Annotated in this window: 25 protein-coding genes; 10 read left to right on the top strand and 15 right to left on the bottom strand. The window is 59.3% G+C overall.

What is annotated here, in order from left to right:
* The first annotated feature begins 378 nt into the window (after window positions 1-378).
* Both DEIPH_RS15065 and DEIPH_RS15060 read left to right on the top strand, forming a co-directional pair.
* Window positions 379-1059, top strand: a complete 681-nt coding sequence (locus tag DEIPH_RS15065; protein ID WP_034359685.1) for a hypothetical protein — start codon at window positions 379-381, stop codon at window positions 1057-1059.
* The gene (locus DEIPH_RS15060) at window positions 1056-1352 is read left to right on the top strand and encodes a hypothetical protein (RefSeq protein ID WP_034359683.1); all 297 of its coding nucleotides are present in this window, start codon (window positions 1056-1058) and stop codon (window positions 1350-1352) included. The genes DEIPH_RS15065 and DEIPH_RS15060 overlap by 4 nt, the downstream gene beginning before the upstream one ends.
* Before the next feature lie 34 nt (window positions 1353-1386).
* On the opposite strand, the gene DEIPH_RS19965 is transcribed toward DEIPH_RS15060, so the two are convergent.
* From DEIPH_RS19965 to DEIPH_RS19960, 4 genes are all read right to left on the bottom strand, one after another.
* On the bottom strand, window positions 1387-1965 hold the full coding sequence (locus tag DEIPH_RS19965; protein ID WP_152544978.1) for a hypothetical protein: 579 nt from the start codon (window positions 1963-1965) through the stop codon (window positions 1387-1389).
* Window positions 1966-2073: 108 nt separating this feature from the next.
* On the bottom strand, window positions 2074-2514 hold the full coding sequence (locus DEIPH_RS15055) for a hypothetical protein (protein WP_034359680.1): 441 nt from the start codon (window positions 2512-2514) through the stop codon (window positions 2074-2076).
* Entirely contained in the window at window positions 2511-3878 is a 1368-nt protein-coding gene (locus DEIPH_RS15050; protein ID WP_152544977.1) for a hypothetical protein, read from the bottom strand. The genes DEIPH_RS15055 and DEIPH_RS15050 overlap by 4 nt, the downstream gene beginning before the upstream one ends.
* Window positions 3875-4984, bottom strand: coding sequence for a hypothetical protein (locus tag DEIPH_RS19960; protein ID WP_152544976.1), 1110 nt, complete (start codon window positions 4982-4984; stop codon window positions 3875-3877). The genes DEIPH_RS15050 and DEIPH_RS19960 overlap by 4 nt, the downstream gene beginning before the upstream one ends.
* A gap of 345 nt (window positions 4985-5329) precedes the next feature.
* Between DEIPH_RS19960 and DEIPH_RS19375 the strand changes: the two genes are divergently transcribed.
* Both DEIPH_RS19375 and DEIPH_RS19370 read left to right on the top strand, forming a co-directional pair.
* The gene (locus DEIPH_RS19375; RefSeq protein ID WP_081790943.1) at window positions 5330-6205 is read left to right on the top strand and encodes an SMODS domain-containing nucleotidyltransferase; all 876 of its coding nucleotides are present in this window, start codon (window positions 5330-5332) and stop codon (window positions 6203-6205) included.
* Window positions 6202-6786: an SLATT domain-containing protein gene (locus DEIPH_RS19370; protein ID WP_081790942.1), complete on the top strand. Its 585-nt coding sequence runs from the start codon at window positions 6202-6204 to the stop codon at window positions 6784-6786. Before DEIPH_RS19375 ends, DEIPH_RS19370 begins: the two co-directional genes overlap by 4 nt.
* 200 nt (window positions 6787-6986) lie before the next feature.
* Here the strand turns inward: DEIPH_RS19370 and DEIPH_RS15040 are convergent, their stop codons facing one another.
* The 5 genes from DEIPH_RS15040 to DEIPH_RS15025 form a co-directional block, all read right to left on the bottom strand.
* Complete coding sequence (locus DEIPH_RS15040; protein WP_034359672.1) at window positions 6987-8630, bottom strand: type IV secretory system conjugative DNA transfer family protein; 1644 nt, start codon at window positions 8628-8630, stop codon at window positions 6987-6989.
* Window positions 8631-8722: 92 nt separating this feature from the next.
* On the bottom strand, window positions 8723-9142 hold the full coding sequence (locus DEIPH_RS19955) for a hypothetical protein (RefSeq protein ID WP_152544975.1): 420 nt from the start codon (window positions 9140-9142) through the stop codon (window positions 8723-8725).
* A gap of 25 nt (window positions 9143-9167) precedes the next feature.
* Complete coding sequence (locus DEIPH_RS15035; RefSeq protein WP_034359671.1) at window positions 9168-9707, bottom strand: hypothetical protein; 540 nt, start codon at window positions 9705-9707, stop codon at window positions 9168-9170.
* Between the two features lie 189 nt (window positions 9708-9896).
* A complete protein-coding gene (locus DEIPH_RS15030) occupies window positions 9897-10403 on the bottom strand; it encodes a hypothetical protein (protein WP_034359669.1) in 507 nt (168 codons plus the stop codon).
* Window positions 10404-10809: 406 nt separating this feature from the next.
* Window positions 10810-11268 (bottom strand): hypothetical protein, encoded by a 459-nt coding sequence (locus tag DEIPH_RS15025; RefSeq protein ID WP_034359667.1) that lies wholly within the window; start codon window positions 11266-11268, stop codon window positions 10810-10812.
* Window positions 11269-11366: 98 nt separating this feature from the next.
* Between DEIPH_RS15025 and DEIPH_RS15020 the strand changes: the two genes are divergently transcribed.
* Window positions 11367-11690, top strand: a complete 324-nt coding sequence (locus DEIPH_RS15020) for a transposase (RefSeq protein ID WP_235183261.1) — start codon at window positions 11367-11369, stop codon at window positions 11688-11690.
* A gap of 28 nt (window positions 11691-11718) precedes the next feature.
* On the opposite strand, the gene DEIPH_RS15015 is transcribed toward DEIPH_RS15020, so the two are convergent.
* Window positions 11719-12726 carry a hypothetical protein gene (locus DEIPH_RS15015; RefSeq protein ID WP_152544973.1) on the bottom strand — a complete coding sequence of 336 codons (1008 nt, stop codon included), beginning with the start codon at window positions 12724-12726 and terminating at the stop codon, window positions 11719-11721.
* Window positions 12727-13442: 716 nt separating this feature from the next.
* On the opposite strand from DEIPH_RS15015, the gene DEIPH_RS15010 reads away from it, so the two are divergent.
* Window positions 13443-14060 carry a hypothetical protein gene (locus DEIPH_RS15010; protein ID WP_152544972.1) on the top strand — a complete coding sequence of 206 codons (618 nt, stop codon included), beginning with the start codon at window positions 13443-13445 and terminating at the stop codon, window positions 14058-14060.
* On the opposite strand, the gene DEIPH_RS15005 is transcribed toward DEIPH_RS15010, so the two are convergent.
* On the bottom strand, window positions 14053-14361 hold the full coding sequence (locus DEIPH_RS15005) for a hypothetical protein (RefSeq protein WP_034359660.1): 309 nt from the start codon (window positions 14359-14361) through the stop codon (window positions 14053-14055). The genes DEIPH_RS15010 and DEIPH_RS15005 overlap by 8 nt on opposite strands.
* 176 nt (window positions 14362-14537) lie before the next feature.
* On the opposite strand from DEIPH_RS15005, the gene DEIPH_RS19365 reads away from it, so the two are divergent.
* From DEIPH_RS19365 to DEIPH_RS19950, 3 genes are all read left to right on the top strand, one after another.
* Entirely contained in the window at window positions 14538-16226 is a 1689-nt protein-coding gene (locus tag DEIPH_RS19365) for a M3 family metallopeptidase (protein WP_081790940.1), read from the top strand.
* A gap of 33 nt (window positions 16227-16259) precedes the next feature.
* Window positions 16260-16421, top strand: a complete 162-nt coding sequence (locus tag DEIPH_RS20230; RefSeq protein WP_161636078.1) for a hypothetical protein — start codon at window positions 16260-16262, stop codon at window positions 16419-16421.
* A 112-nt stretch (window positions 16422-16533) separates the two neighbouring features.
* On the top strand, window positions 16534-18285 hold the full coding sequence (locus DEIPH_RS19950; RefSeq protein WP_152544971.1) for a hypothetical protein: 1752 nt from the start codon (window positions 16534-16536) through the stop codon (window positions 18283-18285).
* Between the two features lie 89 nt (window positions 18286-18374).
* Here the strand turns inward: DEIPH_RS19950 and DEIPH_RS14985 are convergent, their stop codons facing one another.
* The 3 genes from DEIPH_RS14985 to DEIPH_RS14975 form a co-directional block, all read right to left on the bottom strand.
* The gene (locus tag DEIPH_RS14985) at window positions 18375-18899 is read right to left on the bottom strand and encodes a hypothetical protein (protein ID WP_034359651.1); all 525 of its coding nucleotides are present in this window, start codon (window positions 18897-18899) and stop codon (window positions 18375-18377) included.
* Window positions 18900-19099: 200 nt separating this feature from the next.
* A complete protein-coding gene (locus DEIPH_RS14980; RefSeq protein WP_034359648.1) occupies window positions 19100-21793 on the bottom strand; it encodes a site-specific DNA-methyltransferase in 2694 nt (897 codons plus the stop codon).
* On the bottom strand, window positions 21790-24864 hold the full coding sequence (locus DEIPH_RS14975) for a BPTD_3080 family restriction endonuclease (protein WP_051517425.1): 3075 nt from the start codon (window positions 24862-24864) through the stop codon (window positions 21790-21792). Before DEIPH_RS14975 ends, DEIPH_RS14980 begins: the two co-directional genes overlap by 4 nt.
* Window positions 24865-25134: 270 nt before the next feature.
* On the opposite strand from DEIPH_RS14975, the gene DEIPH_RS20225 reads away from it, so the two are divergent.
* The gene (locus DEIPH_RS20225; protein WP_161636077.1) at window positions 25135-25299 is read left to right on the top strand and encodes a hypothetical protein; all 165 of its coding nucleotides are present in this window, start codon (window positions 25135-25137) and stop codon (window positions 25297-25299) included.
* Window positions 25300-25565: 266 nt separating this feature from the next.
* On the opposite strand, the gene DEIPH_RS14970 is transcribed toward DEIPH_RS20225, so the two are convergent.
* Window positions 25566-26133: bifunctional DNA primase/polymerase (locus DEIPH_RS14970; protein ID WP_034359646.1), on the bottom strand; the 568-nt coding region annotated here is incomplete at its 5' end.

Below are 26133 nucleotides of genomic sequence, written 5' to 3'. Positions count from 1 at the left end.
GGGTCGCTGATCGTGCCCAAGCCTGTTGCTCCTGCACGTCAGACTGTGCCTGTCTCCTCGACGACTTCAGAGAGCCGCAGCGCCTCGCGGCCCTCAGCACCCCCACGTCAGACCGCCGCGGCCTCGAACGCTGCGGCGGCTGCGGCGGCTCCTGCGCCTGGCGGTGCGGCTGCGACTCTCCCTCCTGCGGCCACCGGGACGGCGGGCAGTCCGGGGTCGGGCGCTGGGGAGATGTTCGGGGGCCTGCCCGTCATGCCCCCCCCTGTTGATGCCTCTTCCTCGGCTGGGGACAGCGTGCCTGGCTCTGCGGCCTTCGGGAATGTCTCTGGGACTGAGCCGGGCACGTCTGCTGTGCCGGAACCTCAGTTCACGAGTGGCATGGTCTACGAGCGCGCACCCAAGACGGCAGCCACCACGGCCTCCGGCGCTGGTGGCCTCCCGGCTGAAACGCCCTTCGGGAGTGACGCTGGCAACCCGGCCTCGCAGATCGGCGCAACTGGCCCCTTCACACCGCTGCAACAGGTTCCGGCAACGCTCTTGATGGCGATTTCGGCTCTCAACGGCGCTTCAGTCCCTGTCGTGGCCGTCACCGCCGATGGCGGTTCCTTCGTCGGGCTTGGCACCATCAACGCCACGCTGGCCCGTGTGGATATGACCTTCCGGCGCTATGTCGCTGCTGACGGCAAGATTTATACGGTGGACGCCCTGGCTTACGCCAGAGAAACCAATGGGCTGACTCAAGGGCTACATGCCGATATTAAGCCCACGGCACCCACGCTCGCGCTCGACGCGGCCCAAAACAGTGCGAACGCTTTGAATACTTATGTCCAGAACCTCGCTGTCGCCGCCGCAAAGGGAGGTCAGGGCACGAGCATCAACATTGGGGACAACCTGACGCTCTCCGGGCCGTCGGCGGCCACACTCGCCCAAACACTGGTCGGTGGGCTTGGCTCCACCTTCAGAATGCCTGAGAACACGCAAACCATCAGCCGCGTTGCCACGGTGAACGGCGGCACACCCATGATCGTCATTGTGGGGATGGGGAGTGAAGGCCGGTGAGGCCATTCCTCCTCCAGCACCTGGTCGCTGTGGCCTGGCTGCTCCTGTCGCTTGGCGCAGGAGCGTTTGCCCTCCGGCACTTCTGGCTGAAGGGGAAGCCTGCGACCACGGGTACAGTGACCGCGCTCTCGACGGCGGGAGCCTTCTTTTACTTCTGGCCCCAGATGCGCGGTTTTCTTGCCGTACCTCTGCTGTTCACGGCGGTTATGTTTGTCGCCCTGGTGCTGGCGCTCACGGCATTCGCGCTTCCGGTCGTGAGTAGAGTTCAGAGTTGGCAAGCAAAACAGAAGTAAGCAACCAGATGAGGGGGCGGGTAATCCCGCCCCCTCATCTTCTTGGATATTCAGGAACCTCAAGCAGTTTCAGATTCTCCGACGTGATGCTCAGTCTCCCGCTGGTCTTGGGCCACACTTCGTCATCCAGCTTTCCAATCTTGTCCGCGCCGACATACACTCTAAGCTGGGGCGCTTCTCCACTCGCCACAAGGCTCTCAAATACCCTTCTGATAGCAGCATAGTCGTAACCCGTATAGCGAGCTATAGCTATGAAATCCTCGTTCCCCTTCCTGGCTCTGATTGCCGATTTTCTGTCAATCATCTCGACTTCGTATCCCTTTTCCTTGAGGTCCAGAATAACGTGTCGCAGAGCGAGAGCGTTAGAGACGGCTCCACCGGAAGGGTGATAGCCTCCTCTTAGTCCGACTCTTTTTCTCCCCTTATGGGCAAGACAGAGAGCGTTACCTTGAGGAGTAGGGCAGAGTAAAAAATACCTTTTATTTAGTGCAGCAGCAACAACATCAGCGCCATACCTACGCACGGCCTCATCGTAAAGAATGGCTTTGTGTTCACTCGCGTCAACTATAAGTCGTTCTAAGTTCTCGTCTTCAGGTTGCAGGATTTTTGGCATCTCTCCCAATCTCCAAGTTTCCAGATATTCTAATCAGATATAGAAACTATAAGAGAATCCCAGTGCGGCCACAAAGTCTCTGTTCGAGCCGCGCCGGAGGAGAGGCGATCAGTACGGCCTGGAGACGCGCCAATACTGCTCCATCAGGCCCTGCATCTGGCCGATCTCCGCAGGCCCCCGCATCACGGCAAAACCGCCCTGCTTGAGCGGAAGGATGACGGCCTTGCCCTGCACAATCACCATGCTCCCGGTAAACCGGCTGGGCAGGGTATTCACCTTGGCCCCCAGCGCCTTGAGGGGCTTCATGTTCGGGGCGCTGGCCGGACTGGTCAGAACCCTGACTGTGATCGCCCTGCTCTGCAAGAGGCTCAGAATGCCCCGCTGGAACTGCACACTTCCAAACTGATCGCCGTACATATCCACCTGGCCTTTCATCAGGGCCAGCACGGCACCTGTGTCGCTGGTCCGTTCCATTTTGGGCGGCTGGGTCTGTGCTGCGGCGCTCACGAAGGCGGCGGCTGCGACTGAGACGACAAGAACCCGCTTCATTTCGTGATGGCTCCGTATCCAGCAGGGACGCCGTTCACGCGGGGGACTTCGTACCCCTCGCCCACGCTGACCCAGGTAAAGCGGCTCTGCGGCCCGGTATAGGGCAGGCCAGCGGCAAACTCCAGGAGCAACATGGGGGCGGGGACGGGAACCGGCACCAAGTTGGGAAGGTAGACGTTGCCCCCGGCTGCCATGTAGATCATCTGGCGGAGTGGCTTGGCCGACGCCGGTTCAGGAAGCAGACGCGGCTTGACCTCATTCCATACTTGGAACAGAGAGGTATAGCCGAACCGCTCGTACATTGCCGGATTGTTCAGGGGGAAGCGCCGCTTGAACTCCTCCAGCTTCCAGACGCCGGGGGGATTCGGAAGCCCCAGCACGTCGTTCGTCTTGGGAAGAAGGTGCGCTCTGAGGGCCAGGGACGGGCCACTGAGGCCCTGAAGGTAGTACGGATAGGCTGTTCCTCTGAACACCCCGCCAAGGCTGTTTCCAGCCTCCTGCGCCTTGTCCTTAAGGAAGGTCAGATCAGGCTTGAGGGTCATGGTCGGCGCGATGATGGCCGTATTGATGCCTGTCCACGGGAGCGGGCTGAACTTGCCATTGGGAAGCAGCGCCCTACTCACGTCCTGGGCGTACTCCTTCAGATAGGTGCTGTGGGCCTCCTTGATGGCCTTCCTCACCCGTTCGACCGCGAGGTCCTCCCTGAACCCGATGGGCTTCGGCGCCAGCGGGTTGAGGCTCGGCTTGTCGCCCTCGATGCAAAACAGCTTCGCTCCGGCAAGGTAGACACACGTGCCGGGCAGATACATGGGTGTCCAGTCCATGTTCAGCCCTTCGCAGTAGTCCTTGTTCGGAACCTGGGGAATGACGCCGTAGCTGTCCAGCCACATTCTGTCGTCGGGCTGCTGCTCAGCAATCTTCCCGGCAAGCTCCTTCGGGGACATGCTCCTGTCCACGTTCAGAGTGAAGTGAGCGGGCTGGGTCTTGTCCTGGCCGCTGCTCCAGTCCACATAACAGTGGGTCAGCACCATTGCCGGGTTGTTCAAGCGGGTCATGGCCCGCCAGAAGAAACGATCTTCAAGGCGCTGCCATGCGGCGCGGAGCTTGGTCGCCACCTTGAGGGTTTCGGAGTCAAGACTGTAGGGCGCGCTGAACTCGTAATTCTTACAGGTCTGCCCCCCCTGCTGCGCCACGCACTTCTTGTATGCCTTAAACGCAGAGGCGTTCATAAACCGGGCATGGGGAACCGGCGTCAGTCGGGTTGAGGAATAGATGTTGTTTCGCTGGCTGTAGTCCGGTACATCTTGAGCCGAGGCAACCGCTGCAATGGTTAGGACACCTCCCAGAAGGAGGGCCTTCTTCACAGTTTCACCACCACACCGACGTACTTGGTGTTCAGTGGCCTCTGCAACTTGGTATCCACCGGGCGCACCTCGAACAGCAGCACCGTGGTTTCGTCCCTGGAGAGCTTCGTCACGTCCAGCTTGATGGTGCCCTGGACGCCGCTGCTTGTGACCGGCTGAGGAACGTTCGGCGTGATGGTCACGCTGCTTGCCACGCTCCGCCCGCCGCCACGCACGGTCGCTGTGGGCATCAGAATGTAGGCGATATTGTCCGTGCTGGCCGCGTCCCGCACCCGGTAGGTCAAGGTGCGAGTGGTCCCGGTCTGACCGGGTGCGAGGGCAACATCCATGCGGAGGCCGTCCTGTACGTTCGTGGAGGTGGTGCCCTGCACGGCGCGGGTCGTGGTCACAGGCCGCGCCGGAGTACCGGGCTGAGCTGCGGGCACGAGCCGCGTGTTCTGCGGCGGGGTGGCCGGGAGCGGCACGAGCTGGGTGGGGACTGCCGCAGCCCGCGCCGGAGTGCTGGTCGGGAGGCTGGGGCGGGGGGTGGTCGTCGCGGGCCGCGGAGAGGCTGTGGTGGCCGCCCCTGGCCTGGCTGGCTGTGGTGATGCTGCCGGGGTCATCGTGGGTCGCGTAGTGGCACTTGCAGGCCGCGTTGGGGCGGTTGGTGCTGGCCCCGCTGCTAAGGGCATAGGTGCGCTCCGCGCCTGGCTCCCCTGCGTGATGGTGTAGGTCAGGACACCACTGGTTGCGTCAGAAAGCTCGACGGTCATCTTCAGGATGAGTGGTTCCCCCCCCTCGTTGACCAGTCGGATATTCAGGGTGGCAAAACCGCCCGGCTTCAGCACATCGAGGTAGATCACGCGCCCGTCGCTCTTGTCCACCGTGGGGACAAGAGCAGACTGCTTGCTGGCGTTCACCCCGACGTTCTGGATTTCACCGGGCAGGGTGATGGACACCTGGAAATTGCTGCTCGCCACAATGCGCCCCAGCTTGTCGTTCGTGAGGTCACTGACCGTAAAGGTCCTCTGCGCGCCCTGCTGCACGGTGCCCTGTCGTTGAGCCTGCACCCTGCCCGCGCCAGTAAGAAGCAGTGCCGTCAGCACCACCACTTTGATTCTGCCCATATATGGATATTAACATAAGTATCAGTCAGACCGTGCTTGGGGGTGTCAGGGAGGCTGCCGTAAGGCGCGACAGTGAATGAGTGTCGTTCTAGACGGCCTTCTTCCTTGGCGGCCTAAAATTTCTGGAGCTTGTCCTATCCCCCCTAGGCCGAGCGCCTAGACTCTCACCCGTTATGATTCACTGCGGGCCTCAAGCCGAGGGCGAGTACGGATGGATGGTGCTTTTCGATTGACCGGCTGATAAAACTCCTGTCAGAGCTAGAGCCTGACGCAAGTCTAGCTGTGAAGCGTTTGCACCCCCATGTATGACCGTTTTCAGTTTGTAAAAGTAAAGGATGGGTTGAAATGGGCGTAGGAGAAAATTTCAGAATTTTCTGCGATAACTTAATAGTTCCAAATCAAAGCGACATATCTTATCGCTATCGAAGAATAACAAGGCGTCTAAACCTTGATTTCTGGGGCGTAGATTCGGAAACAAGCCATAGCTTCTATGTTGGCTCATATGGTCGCAACACCGCAATTGGTGCCAGCGATCTCGACGTGTTGTTTCAGCTTCCCTATTCAGTTTACGAGAGATTCAACGGATATGCCGGAAACGGACAGTCTGCTCTTTTGCAGGCGATTAGAACATCAATTCAAAATACCTATTCTGTCACTTCGGTAGGTGGAGATGGGCAAGTTGTTGTTGTTCCATTCACGGATGGGGTAAAATTTGAAATTCTTCCTGCATTTATAAATAAGGACGACAGTTACACCTATCCAGATTCTAACGGGGGCGGGACTTGGAAGAAGACTGATCCCAAGCCAGAGATTCAAGCGATCAAAGCAAGAGACGCCTTATACGGTGGCAACCTGCGCCGATTGTGTAGAATGATGAGAGCGTGGAAGCATGAGTGGCAGGTTCCCATAAAAAGCCTTCTGATAGACACTCTTGCGTATAGGTTTATCGAAACATGGGAGCATCGGGAAAAATCTTATGTCTATTATGATTGGATGGTAAGGGACTTTTTCCTCTACCTATCCAACCAGAATGATACACAGACCTATTGGTCTGCGCCTGGGAGTGGTGATCCCGTCTGGTCTATTGGAAGTTTTCAGTATAAGGCGAAGCGTTGTTACAACATCAGCTTAGAAGCCATAAAATATGACAGCGATAATATGTCTTATACTGCCAGAGGAAAGTGGCGTGAAATCTTTGGCAGTAAATACAGTAGTCCATGAGCAACATTAAGACTGAAACTTTAGAAGCACAGATACGTGAGTGCTTTGGTAGGGTCGTCTACTCCCATAAGACGCATGAGAAAGCAGCAGATATCATTCTTTCTAAGCTTTCTACTTTGAAGCTTTGGCAGATCATACTATCCGCAATAACAACTGGTGGCATTATTACCGAATTAACTAAAATTGGCAATTTAGGTAATGCTGGTGCTATTGTGGCTGCCATTACATCAACAATATTATTAGCTATTAACACCTACAGTAAGGATGTAAACTTAGGTGAATTGGGACAGAAGCATAAGGATGCTGCCAGCAAGTTATGGGGTATCCGAGAAAGTTATTTTTCTCTTCTTACGGATATTCGCACTGGCGATGTTAACGAGGAGCTTATACGCAAGAGAAGAGATGAACTTCAGTCAGAGCTAAATGCTATCTACGACAGCACACCCGCTACAAACAGTAAGGCTTATTCTCAGGCGCAGCGAGCCTTGAAAGTTAATGAAGAGCTTACTTTCAGCGATCACGAGATAGATGTTTTTTTGCCTGAAAAGCTTCGTAAAACAGGCACAAAAGATTCACCTTGATTTAGCACTTTGGTACAAAGCTTTTGGCTAGAGTGTTGCAGCCACCACCCACAGGGGCCAGCTAGGGGATAAGACAAGCTCCAGAAATTTTAGGCCGCCAAGGAAGAAGGCCGTCTAGAACGACACTCATTCACTGTCGCGCCTTACGGCAGCCTCCCTGACACCTTGCTTTGACACGGGCTTCCACAGGAAGCTCGGCCTCAACGGAATCCCAGAACTTCCGGCTCCTCTCCTCGCTCACCCTGGTTCTCCAGACTCACGGCTGGCTTCACTTTGGGTCTGACCTTAGCCTTCGGCTTTTTCTCGTCCCGAAGCTCCTTCGTGGGCAGACCGGGCAGTTCCACGCTCTGCCTGACCACCTCGCCCTTCTCTGGAAGTTCCGGGAGGGAGTACAGCCTGGCTTCCTCGAAGGCCCGGAAGCGCCAAGGCTCCAGCCGGTGCGCCAGGATCGGCGGAAGCTCGTTCGTGATCACCACGCTGCGGGTCGGCGGCAGTTGCCCAAACTCGCTGGCCGTGATGAGTTCGCGCTGCGTCAGGCGCACGTTGCTGGACAGTTCGTGTCCGTGTTCCTGCTTGTGAATGCCCCGATCTTCCACCATGTACTGACCGCACGAGCTGGAGACAAAGCTCGCCGTGCTGTCCCTGTCCGCTTCGTTGCGGTCCACCGACGGCAGGAAAATCTTGGTGTGGACGTTATCGAGCAGGGTTGTCTTTCCGGCCTTGCCCCACTTGTCCGTCAACTGCGCGATGCTCTGGACATAGATGCACAGATAGATGCCGCGTCCTGAAACGGTGGCGCTGTAATCCGGCAGGGCATGGGGGGTGGCCCGGTACGCCTCGTCAAAGACGCCGAGAACCTTTGTGCCCTTTGTGCTGTAGTGGGGCACGTTCATGTCGTACTTCCGCAGCACGGCGCGCACCATCGCGTCCACCACGAGGTTGAACAGCGGCAGGGTCAGGTCAAGCTCGGACTCACGGAACACGAGGTACACCGTGACCCGTCCGTCCATCAGATCAGCAGCCCTGAAGTCACTCCCCCCCGTCATGTGAATCACACCGTCGGTGGTTAGATACTGGGCCGCCGTGACCAGTCGCTGCCATGAGTTGTTGAGGAATCGGTCGCTGGCGGCGGCTTCCCAGTCCATCTTGTCAGGGTCTTTCGACAGGAAGGCATTCAGCCACTTGTTAATCATCCGGTCGTCCAACTGCCGTAGCGCCAGCGCAGCTCCCCTCATGCCGTCGGGGTGGTAAAGCAGGGCGTCAATGGTCGGGATGACCGGCCAGTTTTTGACCTTCGCGGCCCGGATGATCGCGGCCAGCGCGGCAGAAGCCCGCTGAGCGAAGACCGCGTTCTCGCCGTCCTGGTTCGGGTTCATGAAGGCCGTCGCCGCACTGAACACCTGCTCGTCGGTTGCCAGTTCCGTGAAGGGGTCATACTGGTGACTTTTCTCTTGGCTGCTCGGATTGAGAATGAACACCTTCTGCCCCAGAACGTCCTGCCTGTACCCCGCTGTAGCCTCAGAGATTTCTCCCTTCACGTCCACAACGATGGCTGAGCCTTCCCACTGCAATAGATTCGAGGTGATGCTCAGCCCCTTCCCTGAGCGGTTCGGGCCGACCCACAGGAAATGACCCAGCTCTTTTTTCCCGGCTGAGCCAGGGCGTACCGCCAGCAGGTCCTTGTAAGCAAAACCAATCATCACCCCGTCGCCAGCCAGCGGGTCACGGGTCAGACTGTCAAGTTCTTTGGGGTTTGCAAAGTGAGCGTCGTACCGCCGTTCCGCAACCGTGTCCTTAAAGTTGAAAATAAACCATGCACCAGCGACAAACACGGCAAGAGACATGGGCCAGAATCCCAACATCGAGAGATAGAGCGCGAGACATACGATCATCATTGCCAGAAAGAAACGCAGTAGGAATCTGGGATAGTTGACTCTCATAGCAGCCCTTTCGGCGCGGTGGGCGATTTCAAGCGAGAATCCTCAACTTTTGCAGCGTTTATGCGAGTGTCACGCATAGCAATGATCTCAGGCCGCCACAGTAGACCGAAAGCAGCACAGAACGCGCTAAAAATGATGCCACCAAGCACAAAGGACTTGACATAGAGGGGTACACTCCACGACACAACAAAACTCTTGACACACGCGGATGAGCGCAGACAGTGATCCAGATATCCGAGGTCAAACTGACCGCTCCGGGTGGACTGGAGGTACGCCTCTTTCGCCTCCGCTGCTGCCCGCAGCAGGTCAGGTCTGATACTGGCAAGGAACAGCGCAACGAATGCCAGAAACAGCAGAATGCCAAGCCATTTCACGATGGTCGGCCTCATATCCACATACATGGTTTGCAGACGCATCCTGTCTCCCTTCTTCCAGCCCCGGTCAGTCCAGTTGAATGTCCATGCCTCGGCGCTTCCCGCGCTCTTCCTCGTCCGCCTCTACCTCCCTGGCTCCCCCTCCAGATGAGGCTGATTTTTCGGCAGGCCTCTGCTTCCAATCCTCCTCAAGCACCCTGAAGAGCCGCCGGTCAAACCGCTGCTCCACATCGCCCGTCTTACGCATATTGAAAAAATCTTCCCTACCGAGTCGGGTGTCTGTTCGCACAATGACGTGTGCATGCGGGTTGCTGGTATGCCCCTGCTCCCCGGCGTGAATCACCATGTAATACTTGTGCAGTCCCTGGGCCTGAAGTACAGCTTTTGCCCATAGTTCAACATCCCTGGGCGACATGGCTTTGTCGCCGCTGCTCAGGATAAGATGGTAGATGTACTTCTCTTTTGCATTCTTCAGTTCATCCTCGATAGACTTGCGGTTTTCAGGGTCACTCTGAAGGTTAATCGTGCGGTCAGGGAGAACCATGTCCCGACTGATTCTCTGATGGGAAAAGTCTGGCCTTGTCGTCATGTAGTCAATGTTCCGCATGACGCCACTGGCGCGTCCTCTCGCCGGGTTCGGTCCCCTGCTGCTCAAGGTCCGGTAGCGGCCTTTCACCACCGTTTTGAGAGGCGAACTGCGGGGAGCAGTGGCTGACCTGTGACCAGAAAGACTGACCTTTCCACCCCGACGTCCGAGGCGGCTCCCCAGCACGTCGTCAATCACCTTTGGCATTCATCAGACCTCACCGTGATTGGCCTCTCGTTCTTCCCGATCTCCAGTTGCCAAACGCCTGTTCTTGTCCATGAACACGCCTTCCGAGTACCCCATGAGCTGCTTCAGTTCCAGCAGTCCGTCAAGGTGCTTCCTGCTGGCTTCCCACGTCATCGCCCATTGCTTTTCCTCAATGGCCTTGATCTTCTCTAGTGGCAGCGGTGTCTCGTAGTACATCGCTGCCTGGACCATCCGCCTGGCCGTTCCCGCTTCCATGTACGTCCTGACCTGAAGCTCGAAGATGCGCTCAAGGAACAGGTTGAGTTCCTGCCTCACCACCTGTCGCACGGTGGGCAGGACCAGCGCCTCGCCCTCCTCGTTGGCCTCAGCCTGAGCCGCGTACTCCAGCAGCGCACCTCCCAGCTCAGTCACGGGCATCCCCGCCACATCGGCTTTCGCTTTCAGGAAGGCCGCAACATCGCTGCTGATTCTGACTCTCAGCAGCTCCGTACCGTCTTTTTTCGGTGTCATGTTCCCTCTTCGACAAGTGTTGTGCAGGCATCCAACCGAGGAAAAAACACCTTGTCCAGGTGGCGGCCACCTTGTCCAAGTTGAAGTGCGTCTGAGACGCCAGAAACCCGCACCTTGTCCTTGTCCTTATCCTGCCTTACACCACCTTCCAACCCAAATGCCCCAAAGATGAAACAAAACGGCTCCGCAGGAGACGCTTGGGCCGTCGCCGTTTCGAGTGCCCGCCTTTCGACTCGACCGACGGCCCCACCGCCTCGCGGCGCACTGCGGTGCACTTCCTCCAACCCACTCTCTCCATGCCCACGACACCACAGCCCTTCCAGGTCATCTGAGAATTGCCATGCCCCCCGCCTGTGCTGCTGCTGCCGGATGCCCGAAAACGCCTGACGGCCTGGCCGTTCTCCGCTCATTCCCTGTCCGCCACTGCTGCGGGCTGGGCGGTGAGTTGGTCTTCGGGCGTCGTCAGTGTGAGCTTGGGTTTCCCCTTCTTCTTGGCTTGCTTGGGACGCTTTACATTGGCGCGGCCCACGAGCTGCTGCCGGTACTTCGCGGCCACTTCATCAAAGTCCACCGAACCGCTCCGCACGTCATCGGCATGGGCCACGACACCACGCCTTGCCTTGCGAAGTTCAAAGGCTTGCAGCGTGCGCTTGTGCCACGCCTCGAAGTCCGGCGTGACCCGTACCATGTCGTCCTGGTACGTATGGGCACCGACCTGGAACTTGTCACCAATGGGTACGGCTGTGATGACCCCTTCCCGCACCGCCGCCCGGAACGTGGAGATATAGCTGGCCCCTGAGACGTTCTCCGGCAGCCCGGCCACCAGTTCGGAAAGGGTTTGATATTTATATAGATGTTCGTCCATGCTCCAGTTTGACATGCCGCACCCGGCAGGACAAAACGGGTTTTCAGGTGGGCGGGGCTGACGCGCCCTCCCCCACTGGGCGGCGTATGTTGGTCTGGATGACAGAAGAGGAATACCTGCGCCTGTATCAGAACTTTGAGACGCGGCGGCTGCTCGACGCCGTGGATGCGGTGGACCGCCTGCGTGATGACCTGGGCGACGACGAGGATGGGAGGCCCCCCGAACTCCGCAGCCGGTTGCTGAAGTTGCACACGCTGGCGATGGCCGTGGTGAACGAAGGCGCGCGCAGCCGGGCCGCCGCCCTATTCGAGTTGGCGGACGATCTGGATATGCAGGTCAGCCAGATGCTGACCGAGCTGGAGAGCATTCAGGACACCCTGGACGCTTTGATGGCGTTAGCTCCCGAGGAGCCGGGCGACTAGGCCCCGATGGTCTGATGTTCCCTCTTCACTAGACCGAACCCCACCTGGGGGGGCGGGTCTTGCGATACACACTGTCAGTCCACCCGGCCCGCTCAAGCTGCTTCATCAGGTAGCCGCCGGGGTGGTGCAAATGGATCTCTTGCATCGTCACGAGGGTACGGAGCATCGCAGCCTCTAACTGGCGGAAGGCCGGGATGCCTTCAAACTCGGCATCGGTGGCCCGCCAGAGTACCCGGCAGTAATGTTCGACGCTCCGCGTGTCGCGGTACAGGCGTGCGAGGGCATGAGCTGCTTCCTCGATCACCTCCCCACGCCGCTGCGGGTGTTCGCTCATCACAGCCTGCAAACTCCAAACGAGTTCCTGGGGGCTGCTCGCGCTGGCGAGGGTGGCGGAAGTGAGGGAATCTCTTTTAACGGAATCTATACGATTTGCACTCGATAACGCCCATTGCACCAGGTATTGAATCCCCCCCTCCCTACCTCGTAGGGAAGATGATTCCCTCACTTCTTTCCGGGCCTGCCAAGCCGTCCGGCCCACGCGGCGGTCGGCATTCAGGTCACGGGCTGCCCTGAGCCGCCCCGCCTCGTCACGCGGAAGCTCCGAGGGGAAGATCACTGCTCGGCGGTGAGCGTTCGGCTTCAGCTCCACGCATACCCAGACGCCGGTACGGGCACGGGTGCTGACCTTCTCGCCTGTCTCCTGGTCCAGAAACTCGGCGGTGGTCCAGTCACTCCAGGTGGCGAGCAGGCCACACGCCCTCAAGTCGCTGGTCGCCCGTTCGCACGAGGCCGTGCTAAGGCCGGTGGCGATGGGCAATACGTCGAGGACCGTGAAGTAGGTGTAGCTGGTGATGTGCCCGGCCTGCTGTCCCCTGGCCTCGATCAGGGTGTAAGCACCTTCGACGAGGGCGCGCAGAACGGTCAGGTTCCGCTCCACCCGGTCGGCCCGGAGATATACCTTGCCCTGCCTGCCCTTCGCTTCCCTCTCCGCTTGCGCCAGCTTGAGCAGCCGCTCCCGCATGATCGGCTCGGCCAACTGCACCACCTGGGCAGCGCGAGCCTCCGGCGTGCCGGGCTTGGGGGGGCGAGGAAGCTGCTGCCAGGTATGGTCTACCGCTGCCCCTACAACAGGCGGTAAAGCAAGCGGCTGAGCGGGCCGTGAAGGGGCCTGCTCAGCCGGGGATGGGGTATTACCTTTGGTAGCACTCTGAAGGGCTGCTCCTGGGCCTGTAGGCAGCGCAGCGGGCATCTCTTCTGGCGAGGGCGGCAACAGTCGTGGCTGGTGGTTCTCGCGGAGAGCCTGGGCGAACTCACGCGCCTCCCGGTCCTGCCGCTGGCGCTCCCGCAACCGCTGTTGTGCGGCGGCGAGCAGTTGGCGCTCGACGGCAGAGAGGTCACGAGACTGGGAAATCAACATGGGGGGGGTGGCGCTGGCGGCGACACGCCCAAGTTCCCCACTGGGGGGGACGGGATCAGACAACACAACTTCTCTCCCTTGCAAAAAGGGGCGTTGTCCGCTAAAGTCTGAGGCAGTTACGGGCCTTCGACTCTAGCGAATCAGGTTCAGCAAAGCCTCGCGGTGGCACGCGGGGTTTTTTGCTGCTTGCGGGTGGTGCTTCTCAGAATCAGGTCTTTGTCAGGGTGCAAGCCTCCGAGGGTGAGTGTAGCACGATCTTTCCGTCACCTGTTTGGATAGTGATATAACTGTCAGACGCCGAGAGCCAGGCTTGGGGCTGGATGTTAGAGTTTCGTGTGTCTGATGCTGTCAGGGTCTACACGACTGCCGCTTTCGCCCCGCTGGCGTCGGAGATCAAGCGATTTGGAGCCTTGTCGTGGCATGAGGCGCTGGCCCTGTTCGGTGAGGAGCTGGTCACGAACGCCATGCGCCGGAAGGTCTGTGCGGTTCGGGAAACCCCGATTGGGAAAATTCTGTATCTCCTGCACCAGGGCCGAAGGCTTGCAGGAGTCACCGGGTCCTTTCACCCCACAGATGCCGCCCTCATGGACGACGTGTGTCTGAGACAGGTGGCCCTGATGCTGGAGCAGGCCGGGATTGCCATTGACCTGAGTGTCAGGAAGGAGGCCATCGTGTACGCCCAGGGAGGCCGCAGGATTCTGGTCGTAGCTCAGCACGCGGGGTACAGCGTGGCTGCCCTGCGGCGGCTTTACAAGGCAACCATCGAGACGAACGAGTACAGCGAGCTGCACCTCTACACCTACCTCAGCCCCAAAAAACTTGAGGAGCTGGCGCAGCCGCTCTACGCGCCAGTAGGGCGGAGTAAACCGCTCGATCCGCAACGCCTGCATCTGCACCGGCTTGTACCTCCCGGAGGGTCGCCGGAACAGGCGGCCTCCGGCAACCTCAACTGAGGAGACGGTATTCGAGGCCATCTTCCGTCAACGAGACGGTGTAGCGGTTACCCGACAGGTCAAGTTGGAACTGCGTGTCTAGGGGAATGCCGAGGTCCACGGCCCTGGCATGGGCCTGGTCGAATTCAGCCGATAGGCGCTCTAACTGGGCGTCCGCTTGTATCACGCCCTCCGAGACGTGCTCAGCCTGGACACTCAGGGTATGAAGCCGCACGGCCACGTCCACGAGCCGGAGCAACAGATCGGAGATCAGGCATCCCTCCTCGTGCTGAAGCTGGCAGGCAACCTTCTGGAGACTCATAACCGTTCAACACGGCAAACCATCGCTGCGCCGCGAAATAACCGCGTTTTCCTCCTCCCTTTGAGGTGGCAGGATAGAGCCTGGCAACGGCTCCGCTCTCGACACTACGAAGTAAAATTCGGCGCACAGGAAATCTGCACCAGTACGCTCAAGGTGGATGCCCTGCGTAGGGTCGGATGCGAAAGCAGGATAAGATACTCAGCATCTTCAAGGTGACGCATATGACGAACCCTGCATGGGAGCTTCTGGACCAGCGTTTCTCCACCCTTCTGACCTCGCCACTGAACGCCGACACCGCACCGCAGGTTCTTAAGGGCTGGCTCTCGCTCAACCGTGCTCTCTACCAGACGCGGGGGGAGCTGATTCGCGCCTACTACGCCCACTCCACGGACGTTCAGGCCAAGGAAGCCCATGACAATTTTGTTCGGGATTACTTCCCCAAACTCGCTGCCGCTTCCACAATGTTCATCCAGCGGGTCGCCGCGAGCGGCGTGCCCTATCCAGCCACCTGGCGACAGTTTGTTGAGGCAGCCGCTGACGATCAGCCTTCGGATGATCTTCTCGCACTCCAAGGTGAGGAGAATCAACTTGGGAAATCGTTCCAGCAGATTCGCGCCTCGACGGTGTACCGGGTGGACGGTGAGGAGGTCCAACCGGGACAGCTCGCCGCGAAATTACAACATCCTGATCGAGAAGAACGCCGAAAAGCCTACCTGGGCCTGATTGGTAGTGAGCATCAGAAAGATGATGAACTCGACGATCTGTTTGTAAAGCTTCACGACATACGCACGCGCATCGCGCAGCAGAGTGGTTATGCGAACTACTATGATTACGCCCTGGAAAAGGGGCCTCTCCGTAATAAGGCATACACGCCACAGGATACATCTAGATTCAGAGAGGCAGTAAAGAAGCATATCGTCCCTCTTTTTCTTGAGTTACGCAGACTTCGCAAGAAGTCTCTAGGCGTCGAAGAGTTGCGCCCCTGGGATAACATGCTGAATCCATTCGGTATTACACCGATGGCTCAATTTACAGATGATGCGGACGTGCTTGACCGAGCAGCCCGCGTACTTGACCGGCTCGATCCTGAATTTGGAGATATATTTCGTAATCTTAGGGATCAAGACCTTATTGACATAGAAACCCGTCCCGATAAAGCTCGAAACGGCTATTCGGGTGTTCTGCCAGAAACTGAGCAGTCGTTCGTTATCATGCACATTGGCCCTCGCGCTTTTAATATACACCTGCTTTTTCATGAGCTTGGCCATGCGATTCACTATGCTATGGCACCAAAGGGACAGCCATATGAAGTTTACACTCCTCCTCTCGAATTTGCAGAGTTCATTTCTCAAACTTTTGAATTATTCACAACTCCCCTTTTACAGGAGTTCTTCAAACAGGAAGAATTAGAAGTAGTTAATTATCTTCTTCTTGAGCGTATATGCTTTGAAATTCTCAATACATGTAAATTAGACGAGTTTCAGGAGAAAGTCTATCAAGAACAGTCGGTAGATAAAGCGACGATTGCCGACTTATATGAAAAGGTAGATGCTCAATATCCTACCGGAGTCGAATGGGGCGACGCCGCCTATCTAAGACCATACTTCTGGAAGAACTTTACGCTATTTAGTAGCCCATTCTATAGGTTTGAGTACGCAGTTGCCTGGGTCACGGCCCTGCAATTTCAAAACCTGTATCAGAACAATCCTAAGCAAGCCCTGTTAAATCTTAAAGCTGCCATGCATCTTGGGTACACTCGGCCCACGAAAGAACTCTTCCGGGAAGCGGGTGTGACCTTACAATTTAATGAAGAGGCACTTGCCCATACGTCTAATGACCTCCGATCTCGGATGATGGTACGTTAGTATCTCAGCCAAACAAGACTGGGGGAGGAAGTCATGAAGAAGATGCTGCGTCTGGTCCTCGGTGTTCTCACCATGTTTGCTCTTGGCGCTACCAGCCTCAACGGGGCGATGGCGGCAGCTCAGGGCGGCTCCGCTTCCGCTGGCACCAACCACCCGGATGACGGCGGTGCGGGTGACTACGGGGTGATGAACTAAGCGAGCCTTCCCCGTGGACAGTTCTTGCCTGCCGTGGCAAGACAACTGATTCCTGCGGTACTGGCTGTGACACGAGATCGAAGCCTCCGATCACTGGTCACAGCCTTTTACTTTGGGGCGCATCATGCCTACCCAGGTATTCCTTCAGCTCGACAAGGACCTCGATCTTGCCAACTGGCCGGATGTCCTGTCATGGACGGCTAAAGCCTCAGCGGCGGGAGCATCACAACAAGAGATAGCCAACGCTTTTTTTTCCGACGGAAGTGCCCTAGGTAACATCAGAGCCTTTACCCATCTGATGCGTACCCCAGGTTTCACCAAAGAAATAGGTTTGGCATGTTTACGGCCTGCCTACAGAGCAACTTCCGATGAACTATTGAAAATTATTATTGCAACTTCCGTTCATCATCTGGGCATCCAGCGGAGCCTTCTGGAAGGCGAGAAAAACTCCAAGACAAGTCCCGGTGGAATGGAGCTTCTAGCAGAGTATCTCAACGATCTTCGCAGCCTACACCGCATCGGAATACTTCCCCTTGAAGCAGAGTACAGGATTTATCATGCAATGGCAGTGACAGCACTGACACTGAACGATGCTAAAGAGCTTGAAAGGCTAATTAATCGCCTTTTAGTGCTGGCTGAGATTATCGGACATGAGGAGCTGAGCGACCGTACTACAAACTTTTGTATCACTGCCTTAACAAATGTTGACAGCTACAGTCGAATTATTTCTCTGGGATACCCCCAGCTACAGCGCACGCCACCGCCTAGCATGGAGGACTCCTATGAGTCAGTGATCGCCAATATGGCTCACGCCTACCTTCATATGGGAGCCTACAGGAAGTGCAAGTCCCTCTTTGAGGAGGGCCTGAAGAAATCACCCGACTCCGTTCAGCTTAAAAATTACTTTCTCTGGAATCAGGTGCAAGCAGGCCAACTAGACCTGTCCACTGAACTCCCAATGGAGTGGGACAGGATTAAGCGGTACAGGTGGCAGATTGAGAGCTTCCAAGAATTGGGGCGCGCAATGGCGGAAGGCCCGCATCGCGTACAGCGCCAACGCCAGCACTTCCTCAGAATGGTGGAAATCACCAACGAGGGCATTGATACACGCCTGACTCGTGACTCAACCATAGAGCGTTGGCTAAGAGCACGCGCACGGCTGGGTCTACAAGAGTATGCCCTAGCTTTGGATGAATTGAGGATGATCCAGTCACCCAATCCAGACGACTTTTTATATCGTGCCTGGATCAACGCTATTCATTTAGAACTTGGTATGACCACTTTGCCTCAACTCATCAAACCTATGCATGAGTTGGAAGAGGAGGCGCGACAACTCTACAGAGATGTCCACAAGGTCAACAACGCCGACGCCGAGGGTTTGGCCTATCTGACGGCCCGCTGGATGCCGGGCGCTACCGCCTACCTCGGACGAATACCGGACGGGATTGCAGAGTGTCGGGTAGCCCTCGAAGACGTTTTCAGGATCACCAGCCGAAGCCGTTGGAGGATGACAGTGCTGCCGCCGCCCCTCGCTCTGAGCCTGACGTTGGGTGCTCTTGGGAAGGAGCATCGGCCCTCACTCAACGCAAATACCAACTTTCAACTTCGACCACTCCGGGAAAAGATTGGCGAGGCGGATGTTTGGGGACCTGTGGTGGCACCTGTCTCCCTCGCGCTTGGGCTTTTGCGCGCAGGGCATTTGGAGACGGCGCGTGAATGGTTGAGCGTCACCCTTGTGGCCCCACAGGTCAAGGGTGAGGGTGCTGAACTTACCGAGCAAATCAACACGCTGTTCAAGCAGGCCGCGGAAGGAGAACGCTCCTTCGCGGCCCTGCTACAAGCACTTGACCTTCTCAAGGTGTAGCACGCCTGGACGCCAATAAGTGGGAGCCTGGTGCAGAGGGCGGGGCAACGTGGCGCCTTTCCGCGTGGGGCACCCTGCTCGTTGAGCAATTAGTGGAAGGTGCCGTAGACGGTGACGAGGCTCCTGCGCTTGAACCCTTCAATGGGCATGTAGCACTTGCCCACCCAATTCAGGTTCCCACTAACTTGTCCGCTTGCCAGCCCCGTCTCGCTGGAAAAGTAATCGTCTTGCACGGCATTCTTCTCCGAGATGGTGAAGCACTTTTCGAGTACCTGCTTGCTGTAGACACCACCCGTGAGGGCTTTGATGAGTGCGAGGGCCACCGCTTTGTCCGGCTCGGTGAGTGGCTGACGCCGAAACACCAGCGTGACTCCCATCAGCGCCCCGTCGGGGAAGTGATCGGCCTCGGCCCAGGCGTCAGCCTTCGTCAAATGGTAGGTGATGATGACATAAGGTTGGACCGGATCGTCCGCGGCCTGCTTCCCGACCTGTTTGCAGCCATACGTCTTGCAAAAGGGAAGCTGAGTGAGCTTCACCTGCGAGTAGAGCACGCTGGTTGCCAGTGCGTTACCCGCGACCGCAAGCAACACGAGAAGCCTAATGCCTTTGTACACGGGGTCACTCTATGCCAATTATGTTCTGCTCACGGCGAAAGTGTGGAGCCGTGCCACCCGTTGAAGCCGCACTGGATTCCTTGGATATATTCCAAGGCTGGAACGGAGTGGCGGGCCTGCGACTCGCTGCTGGGGAGGGCACCTTGAAAGGCGGCCCGTAGGCCACCTTCTCTGTTACTTCAACTGTGCTGGTCGCTGCCTCATTCCACGCGCAGCACCTTCATCACCTCGTCGCCCAGGTGGTTGATGACCTTCACCGCCACCCGGCCTGTGCCCGGCTTCGGGAACGGCCTGCTGGTATCGCTGTTCAGGCTCTCCCACGCCTCGGCGTCCACCTCCGCACGCAGCGTCGTCTTGAGGGCCGTGTAGGGGTCCTGCTGGCCCAGGAAGTAGGCGTGGCGCACGAAGAAGCTCTCGTTGTTGTAGTTCGTGTCCACGAACCAGCAGGCGATCCCGTCCACATCGTCACTCTGTACCGCGCCGGTTGCCGGATTGAACACGTCCACGCCCTTAACCTGCACCTGCACCTGCCCGTCACCGGCGTCCCGCAGCTCGATGTCCGGCTCCCCGAACACCACGAACAGGTTGCCCTTCCCGGTGGCCTTGAGGTCTTCGGCCATGTGCAGGTCCGCGTTCATGCGGGCCTTCAGCACCGGCAGCTTGCCCAGCTTGTTGAACTCGGTGGTGTGCGCCTCGAAGTTGAACGCACAGGCGATCAGCACGTCGAACCGTGCGTCTGCCGCCTCACGGGCGGCCTCCACCAAATCGGCGCGCAGTACCGTGCCGAACTCCGGGCCGATCAGGATGGCCGCCCGCCGCTCGGTATCGCCCTCCATGTACCGGCCCTCGGCGGCGATGAACTCACCCGGCCAGGGCGTCAGGCTGGTGAAGTCGATCTTGCCGCCCTTGTCGGCCTGCTGCACTCCGGCGGCGCGCAGTTGCTCCAAGATCATCGTCTCGAAGGGCTGATCCTGCTTCACTTCCTGCTTCTGGGCAGGGTCAATCGGTTGCCCGTTCTCGTCCGAGGCGAGCATTCGGTGCGGGCTGAGGCTGTCCACCGTGAACGGCCCAGCCACGCGCAAACGCTTGTTGTCCACGTAAGGCTTGTCGTACAGGTACTCGTACTCGGCCTTCGCAGCGATGGACGCGTCAATCTCCTTCTGCCGGGCGATGCGGGCTTCCCACCAGGCGGCGTGGGTGGCCTTCGCCTCATCACTCCAGCCCGCTTCCGGCTCGCGGGGAATCTGCCACTCCTCCCAGGTCTTGTCGAGCAGCCCGTTGAGCTTCTCGCGCAGCGGCTCCAGCTTCTCCTGCCACTGCTCCCAGATCACATCGATCTCGGCATTGTTGGCGATGGACTTCAGGGTGATGTGGGGCACCCGCTCGTACACGAACCCCTGGCGCAGTTGTCCGTGTGTCGGGGAGGTCTTCGGCGTGCTGCGGCTGACCTCTGCTTCCTTGCGCCGCCCTTCTGGGGAGTCCGCGAGCAGGTAGTACGGATAGCGGGCACCCATAAGCCGCGCCCTGGCGAGGGCCAGCGCCACTCGTGAGGTGTCAATGGTGATCCAGCGGCGGCCCCATTGCTCGGCAACATAGGCGGTGGTGCCAGAGCCGCAGGTGGGATCAAGCACAAGGTCGCCTGGGTCGGTGGTCATAAGGATGCAGCGTTCAATGACTTTGGTGCTGGTCTGAACAACGTAAACTTTGCCGGTTGCTCCCCCTACGTCATTCCAAGTGGAGCCTAAGCGAGTAACTGGGTAGTCCTCGAAGAAGTATTTAAGTCGTATTTGAGTCTTTTGTCTAACAATGCGTCCCGCTTTAGCAACTACATTGAGGCCATCAGTCGTGACCTTCCAATGGGCGAGTTTGCCGGGATGAAATACCTTGCCCTCGAACTCGAAATCGCAGGTTGTAGTGTCACGATATCCGTCTGATGTTAGCGGGTATGCCTCGTAGTCGTCACGCTCAACAGTAGATAAAGTTGATTCTGCCCCGCTCCTGTTGAGGAATAGGGGACGGTACTTCCGGGCCGCAGCCTCAGCGTTTCTCGCATACCATATAACAGAGTCATTATTGCTCTGTATAAACTCACCATACTGGCTCCCAGTCTTCTGCACACTAATGGTAACGATGTAATTACTTTCCCCAAACACCTCGTCCATCACTGCCCTGACACGGTGAACGTTCTCGTCCCCGATCTGCACGAAGATGCTGCCGCTCTCCGTCAGCAGGTCGCGCATCACCATCAGCCGATCACGCAGGTAGGTCAGGTAGCTGTGAATGCCGTCCTTCCAGGTATCGCGGAACGCCTTGACCTGCTCCGGCTCGCGCGTGATGTGCGCGGCGTTCCCGTCCTTCACGTCCCGGCTGCCGGTGGACCACTGGAAGTTGCTGTTGAACTTGATGCCGTAGGGCGGGTCGAAGTAGATGCACTGCACCTTGCCGCGCAGTTCCTCGCGCTCCGCGAGGCTCGCCATGACCTGAAGGCTGTCTCCCAGAATCATGCGGTTGGTCCAGTGCTGGTCGTGCTGGTAGAACTCGGTCTTCGCGTCCCCTTCGGGCAGGCCATTGAAGTCGCCGAACAGGTCCGGCATGGCGTTCGGCTGGGCCTTCGCCCGGCGCTGCGTCTCCCCCAGCAGGTCGTCCATCAGCGCCTGCGGGTGAATCTTCTCCTGGGTGTAGATGGGCGGTGCGAGCGCCACCAGATCGGAGGTGTTCTGCTCATCCTTCCCGCGCCACATCAGTTGCGGGTCCAGATCGCGGTTGCGCGGGTAGGTCACGGGGACAGGGCCTTTCTGCCCCTCGTCGAAGAAGCTCTCCTGCTCGGCGGTGGGGATGTTGCGGCGGTGGGCGTCGTCGTGCTTGAAATGCAGCACGGCCTTGCTCTTCGTCATGCGGTGACCTCAGTGGTGGGGATGTAGGGGTGCAGCATCCGGTTCAGGGCGTGCTCCATGCGTTCGGACAGGACGCTGGTGAAGTTCTCGTCCATCAGGTGCAGATCGGTGAGTTCCGCGAAGGCCCAGCGCCCGAACACACCCAGGCGGTTCACGCCCGGAATCCAGTAGGTGTCCATCGTCTGCTTCTTGTCCTTGGCGTCCTCGCCCCGGTAGCCCTTGATCTCCACGATCAGGTTCAGCAGGTCGTTCTTTCCGTGCCCGTCGTCCACCTTCAGGATGAAGTCGGGGATGTACTGCCGGACCTCACTCCCGTGGCGGTAGGGCACCTCGAAGCCCATGTTGTGGTTCTTGACGTAGGCCCTGACCTGGGGATGGGCCTCGGCCACCCGGCAGAACTCGGCTTCCCAGTCGCTGTGCAGGATCGCCCAGTTGAGGTGGCATTTGTCGGGCGCGGTCTGCCAGCGGTTCTTCGCGCTGGTCGTGAAGTTGACGTTCGCGGTGCTGCCCGACGAGTTGTACGGGTCAAGGATCGCCACCGGGGGCTGCCGGTCGCTGAAGGTGCTGACAATCGCGTTGTGGATGCGGTTGCAGGCCAGGTCCGCGAGTGGCTGGTACAGCAGTTGCGCGGGCTTGGTGCCGCCCTGGCAGACCAGGTGGTGGGTGAGCCACTGGGTCACGATCCCCTTGAGTTGCCCGAAGAGGTGCAGCTTGGGTTCCTCGTTCGGATCACGCCAGCGGGTCATCAGCAGGTGCCGCGCCAAATGGAAGGCGACGGTCGCGGGACGATGCGCGTTCAGGTGCTCCACGGTGAGGTCCACGCCCTCCCCGATGATCCCGGCATTCTTCGTGACGGTGGGGCCAACGAGTTCCGGCGTGAGGGTCAGGGTGCTGTCGGCGGTGAAATGCGCTTCTAGATGCTCGCTGGGCAACTCCACCCGGTAGCCCGCCACGCGCGGGAACTGAATCTCCAGATGATCGCGCTCGGGCCGCATCGCCCGTACCTGCACCGTCTCGCGGGGCGGCTGGGGCGGGGCGACGACGGGCTTGGCCGTGAAGTCGAAGGGAATCCCCAGCACGTCGGCGTACTCGACGTTGAAGAGGCCCCCCTCGTTCAGGTCATAGCTCTGGCGACGCAGCGCGCGGCCAATGACCTGTTCGCAGAGGAGTTGCGTGCTGAAGGCGCGCAGGCCGAGGACGTGGGTGACAGTGTTGGCGTCCCAGCCCTCGGTGAGCATACTGACGCTCACCACGCAGCGGATGCCGCCGCCGAGCTGCCCGACCTTGCCGACGGTGTTCATCACCTCGCGCAGCAGGTCCTGATCGGTGAGGTTCTCCCCGGCGCGCGGGTCGCCCGTGCGCTCCACCACCTCGCGGCGGAACCGCTCGATCTCCAGCGCCGCCACCTCCTTGAAGGTGCTGTCCAGCGCCTCGCCGGACTCCAGTTGCTCGCTGTCGATCAGCAAGGTGCGTGGTCTGGGGAGGGGGTTCCCCTGGTCGTCGAAGTTGCGGAACAGCCCCAGGCGTCCCGGCACGAAGGAGCCGTCCTCGCGGTGGAAGCCGCTGATGAAGTCGTACACCAGCTTGGAAGACGCCGTGTTGTTGCACACGATGATGAAGCAGGGGGGGACGTTGATACCCTCCTGTTCCCAGAGCTGGAAGGTCTTCTCGTAGTGTCCGTACAGCGCGTCCAGCGCCGTTTGCAGCTTCACGGGGAGGGCCAGCGGATCGAGGCCGCCCGCGCTGCCGCGTCCCTTCTTGGGCATCAGCTTCCCGACGTGTTCCCACAGGTTGCGGTAGATGGGCATTTCGCTGCCGGGGACGTTCTGCGACACGGGGACACGCGGGAGTTTCACGATCCCGCACTCGATGGCGTCCATCAGGGAGAAGTCGCTCATGGTCCACGGGAAGAGCGTCCCCTCGGCGTACCCGCTGCCGCGCAGGAAGAACGGGGTAGCGGAGAGATCGAAGACCCGCAGCACCCCCAGCTTGCGGTTCACCGCTTCCAGGCCGCTGATCCAGAGCCTCGCCGCCTCGTTGTTCTCGGCGGCTTCCTTCTTCTCCTCACCCTTGAGGTCGCCTTCCACCGCTTCACCGGGCTTCTCGCGGTAGCAGTGGTGCGCCTCGTCGTTCAGCACCATCACGCCCTTGAGGCCCATCAGTTCCGGCATGACCCGCTGGAGCATCTGGCCTTCCGTCTCCACGGTGGACAGGGCCTCGCCCGTTCGGCCCTGGATCAGCGCGCGGGTGCCCTTGCTCACGTCCAGCCGCTCCCTCAGCCGGAAAGCGTGGTAGTTGGTGATCACGATGCGGGCCTTTTGCAAGTCGGGCAGCATGTCGGTGGGCACCAGCTCGCGGCGGGCGTAATAGCTGTCCGGGTCGTTGGGTTGCAGAACGCGCAGGCGGTCACGGATGGTCAGGCCGGGGGCGACGACCAAAAAGCCGCGGGTGAAACGGCGGCTATTGGGGTGCCGAACGGCGTTCACCGTCTGCCAGGCAATCAGCATCGCCATGACCGTCGTTTTCCCGGCACCAGTCGCCAGCTTCAGGGCGAGGCGGGAGAGGTCGGGGGTGGCTTCCCCGTTCGCGGCGTTCAGGAACTCCAGCACGCGGCGTCCGTCCGCCGTATTCGGCGCGACTTCCGTGAGCCAGATGGCCGTTTCGACGGCCTCCACCTGGCAGAAGAAGGGGCGCTGGCTGCTGAAGGGATGGGAGCGCCAGTGCTGGAGGAGTCGCGCCGTTTCCGGGCTGACGCCCCATTTCGACGGGTCAGGGATCAGCCGCCAGGCGTCCACCAGGCGGCGGACCTCGTTGATGTTCGAGGTGGTGTCATAGGTCTGCCCGGTGGTGGACAGGCCCTGGCCCTCGTCCATCAGCAGCGTGGGCTGCACCGCCCCCTTCCCCTTGCCCTTCTGCTGCTTGGGCTTGGGGATCGGGGTGATGAAGGAGGCGGGGCGGCGGCGCTCGACGACGCGCTGGGTAGGCTGGCCGGAGTCATCGAGTTCCCAGTGGCGGCGGGGGTAGTCGTAGGGGGAATTGAGGATCGGTTGCTCGAAGAATGGGTTGGACAAGAGAGGACTCCCTTTACTCCTGTGGATTCCGGCGCATTGGCAAGAGCTAAGGCATTCCATATCCACAGGGGGCAGCGCCCTGAGTAGGGCGTTCTACACGCGATTCAGCGGAAAAATGCTTTTCTCCGCCGCTGCTTCATCTGCCGGGTGGTGACCAGCGGGAGGAGAGGTTTCAACGTCTGGGGGTGCATCAGGGATGAGGGGCATGTGAGGCTCAGTATGCCGTCAGACGGCAGATGGCGATGCCGTTTCTGCACGTAAGCTGCGGGGGTGAAACAGGAACGTGACCCTTTCGCCGCTATGCGGGACGTGTCGCCGGGGTGGGCCAACTACTACGCGGGGCTGTGGTCGCTGTGGATGGCCCTCCCGCTCGTTCTCCGGTGGGTGCTGGGACTGGCGCTCCTGGCGGTCGCTGCATGGCAGGCGTTGACCTGAATGGAGGCGTTGTTCGGGCGAATCTCGCGCGGCCTCCGGCCACTCCACCCTCCGAAACATGGCTCTCCAACAGGGTGCAAGGGGGGTAGCCGGAACGTTGGGAAGCCGGTCAGCGAGCAGAGCGGAGCGGCGCTCGCATCGTTGACCGGCTGACCGTTGTTAGCTCCGGCTCAGGGGGGCCTCCCCACCCTCAATCTTCCTCTGATGCAACAAGTAAACATGTAAACAAGAAAAAATGTAAAAGGAGCCAAAAAAGGTCCTCGGTCTTACTGGTTGTCCTGGCGCGTCCACGGCTCATTCTTGGGATACCTGTAGGCGCTCTGGATGCTGCGCCTCGCCTCGTCCACAGTGAATGGGGTCGGTTTGACGGCCTGCACCCGTGCCACGTACTCCTCGACGTGCGCCAAGGCTTCCGCCTCGCCGTACCCGTTGGCGTTCATCCAGAGGCCGAACATGAACGCTCCCCGATTCCGGCTCAGGGGCGCATAGCCTTCTGCGCGGTCCAGCATGAGCCACACCGGAATGCGCTCCCCGCCCTGGCCCTGGTCAGTCTGCCGCTCGGGTCTAGAGGGCGGTGCCGAAGTCACGGGCGGCACCAGTCCTAACGCCCGCCGCAACGGGTACTCGACGCCGCCCACTGTTACGAGCGGGGGAATGTCCTCCAGCTTGAGCGGCTGCCGGTGGTCAGTGCGCCGGTACTGTCCCTTACGGTTCCGCGACGGGGGGGACATGACATACCCGCCGTCACCGCGAATATCGAACCCTGGGGGCAGGCTGGCCTTGCTCTTGCTGGCATTGGAAGGCACGTACCAGCCGGGGTGCGGCAGGTAGAGG

Origin of the sequence: Deinococcus phoenicis, assembly GCF_000599865.1 — a bacterium.
Taxonomy (GTDB): domain Bacteria; phylum Deinococcota; class Deinococci; order Deinococcales; family Deinococcaceae; genus Deinococcus; species Deinococcus phoenicis.
The sequence above is the reverse complement of the archived record's forward strand: the minus strand, read 5'-3'. Positions and strand labels throughout refer to the sequence as shown.

Coding starts and splice junctions, on each gene's coding strand:
- DEIPH_RS15065 (WP_034359685.1), top strand. CDS start 379: ATGGTCTACGAGCGCGCACCCAAGACGGCAGCCACCACGGCCTCCGGC.
- DEIPH_RS19965 (WP_152544978.1), bottom strand. CDS start 1,965: ATGCCAAAAATCCTGCAACCTGAAGACGAGAACTTAGAACGACTTATA.
- DEIPH_RS15055 (WP_034359680.1), bottom strand. CDS start 2,514: ATGAAGCGGGTTCTTGTCGTCTCAGTCGCAGCCGCCGCCTTCGTGAGC.
- DEIPH_RS19960 (WP_152544976.1), bottom strand. CDS start 4,984: ATGGGCAGAATCAAAGTGGTGGTGCTGACGGCACTGCTTCTTACTGGC.
- DEIPH_RS19375 (WP_081790943.1), top strand. CDS start 5,330: ATGGGCGTAGGAGAAAATTTCAGAATTTTCTGCGATAACTTAATAGTT.
- DEIPH_RS19370 (WP_081790942.1), top strand. CDS start 6,202: ATGAGCAACATTAAGACTGAAACTTTAGAAGCACAGATACGTGAGTGC.
- DEIPH_RS15040 (WP_034359672.1), bottom strand. CDS start 8,630: ATGTCTCTTGCCGTGTTTGTCGCTGGTGCATGGTTTATTTTCAACTTT.
- DEIPH_RS19955 (WP_152544975.1), bottom strand. CDS start 9,142: ATGCGTCTGCAAACCATGTATGTGGATATGAGGCCGACCATCGTGAAA.
- DEIPH_RS15035 (WP_034359671.1), bottom strand. CDS start 9,707: ATGCGGAACATTGACTACATGACGACAAGGCCAGACTTTTCCCATCAG.
- DEIPH_RS15030 (WP_034359669.1), bottom strand. CDS start 10,403: ATGACACCGAAAAAAGACGGTACGGAGCTGCTGAGAGTCAGAATCAGC.
- DEIPH_RS15025 (WP_034359667.1), bottom strand. CDS start 11,268: ATGGACGAACATCTATATAAATATCAAACCCTTTCCGAACTGGTGGCC.
- DEIPH_RS15020 (WP_235183261.1), top strand. CDS start 11,367: ATGACAGAAGAGGAATACCTGCGCCTGTATCAGAACTTTGAGACGCGG.
- DEIPH_RS15005 (WP_034359660.1), bottom strand. CDS start 14,361: ATGAGTCTCCAGAAGGTTGCCTGCCAGCTTCAGCACGAGGAGGGATGC.
- DEIPH_RS19365 (WP_081790940.1), top strand. CDS start 14,538: ATGCGAAAGCAGGATAAGATACTCAGCATCTTCAAGGTGACGCATATG.
- DEIPH_RS20230 (WP_161636078.1), top strand. CDS start 16,260: ATGAAGAAGATGCTGCGTCTGGTCCTCGGTGTTCTCACCATGTTTGCT.
- DEIPH_RS14980 (WP_034359648.1), bottom strand. CDS start 21,793: ATGACGAAGAGCAAGGCCGTGCTGCATTTCAAGCACGACGACGCCCAC.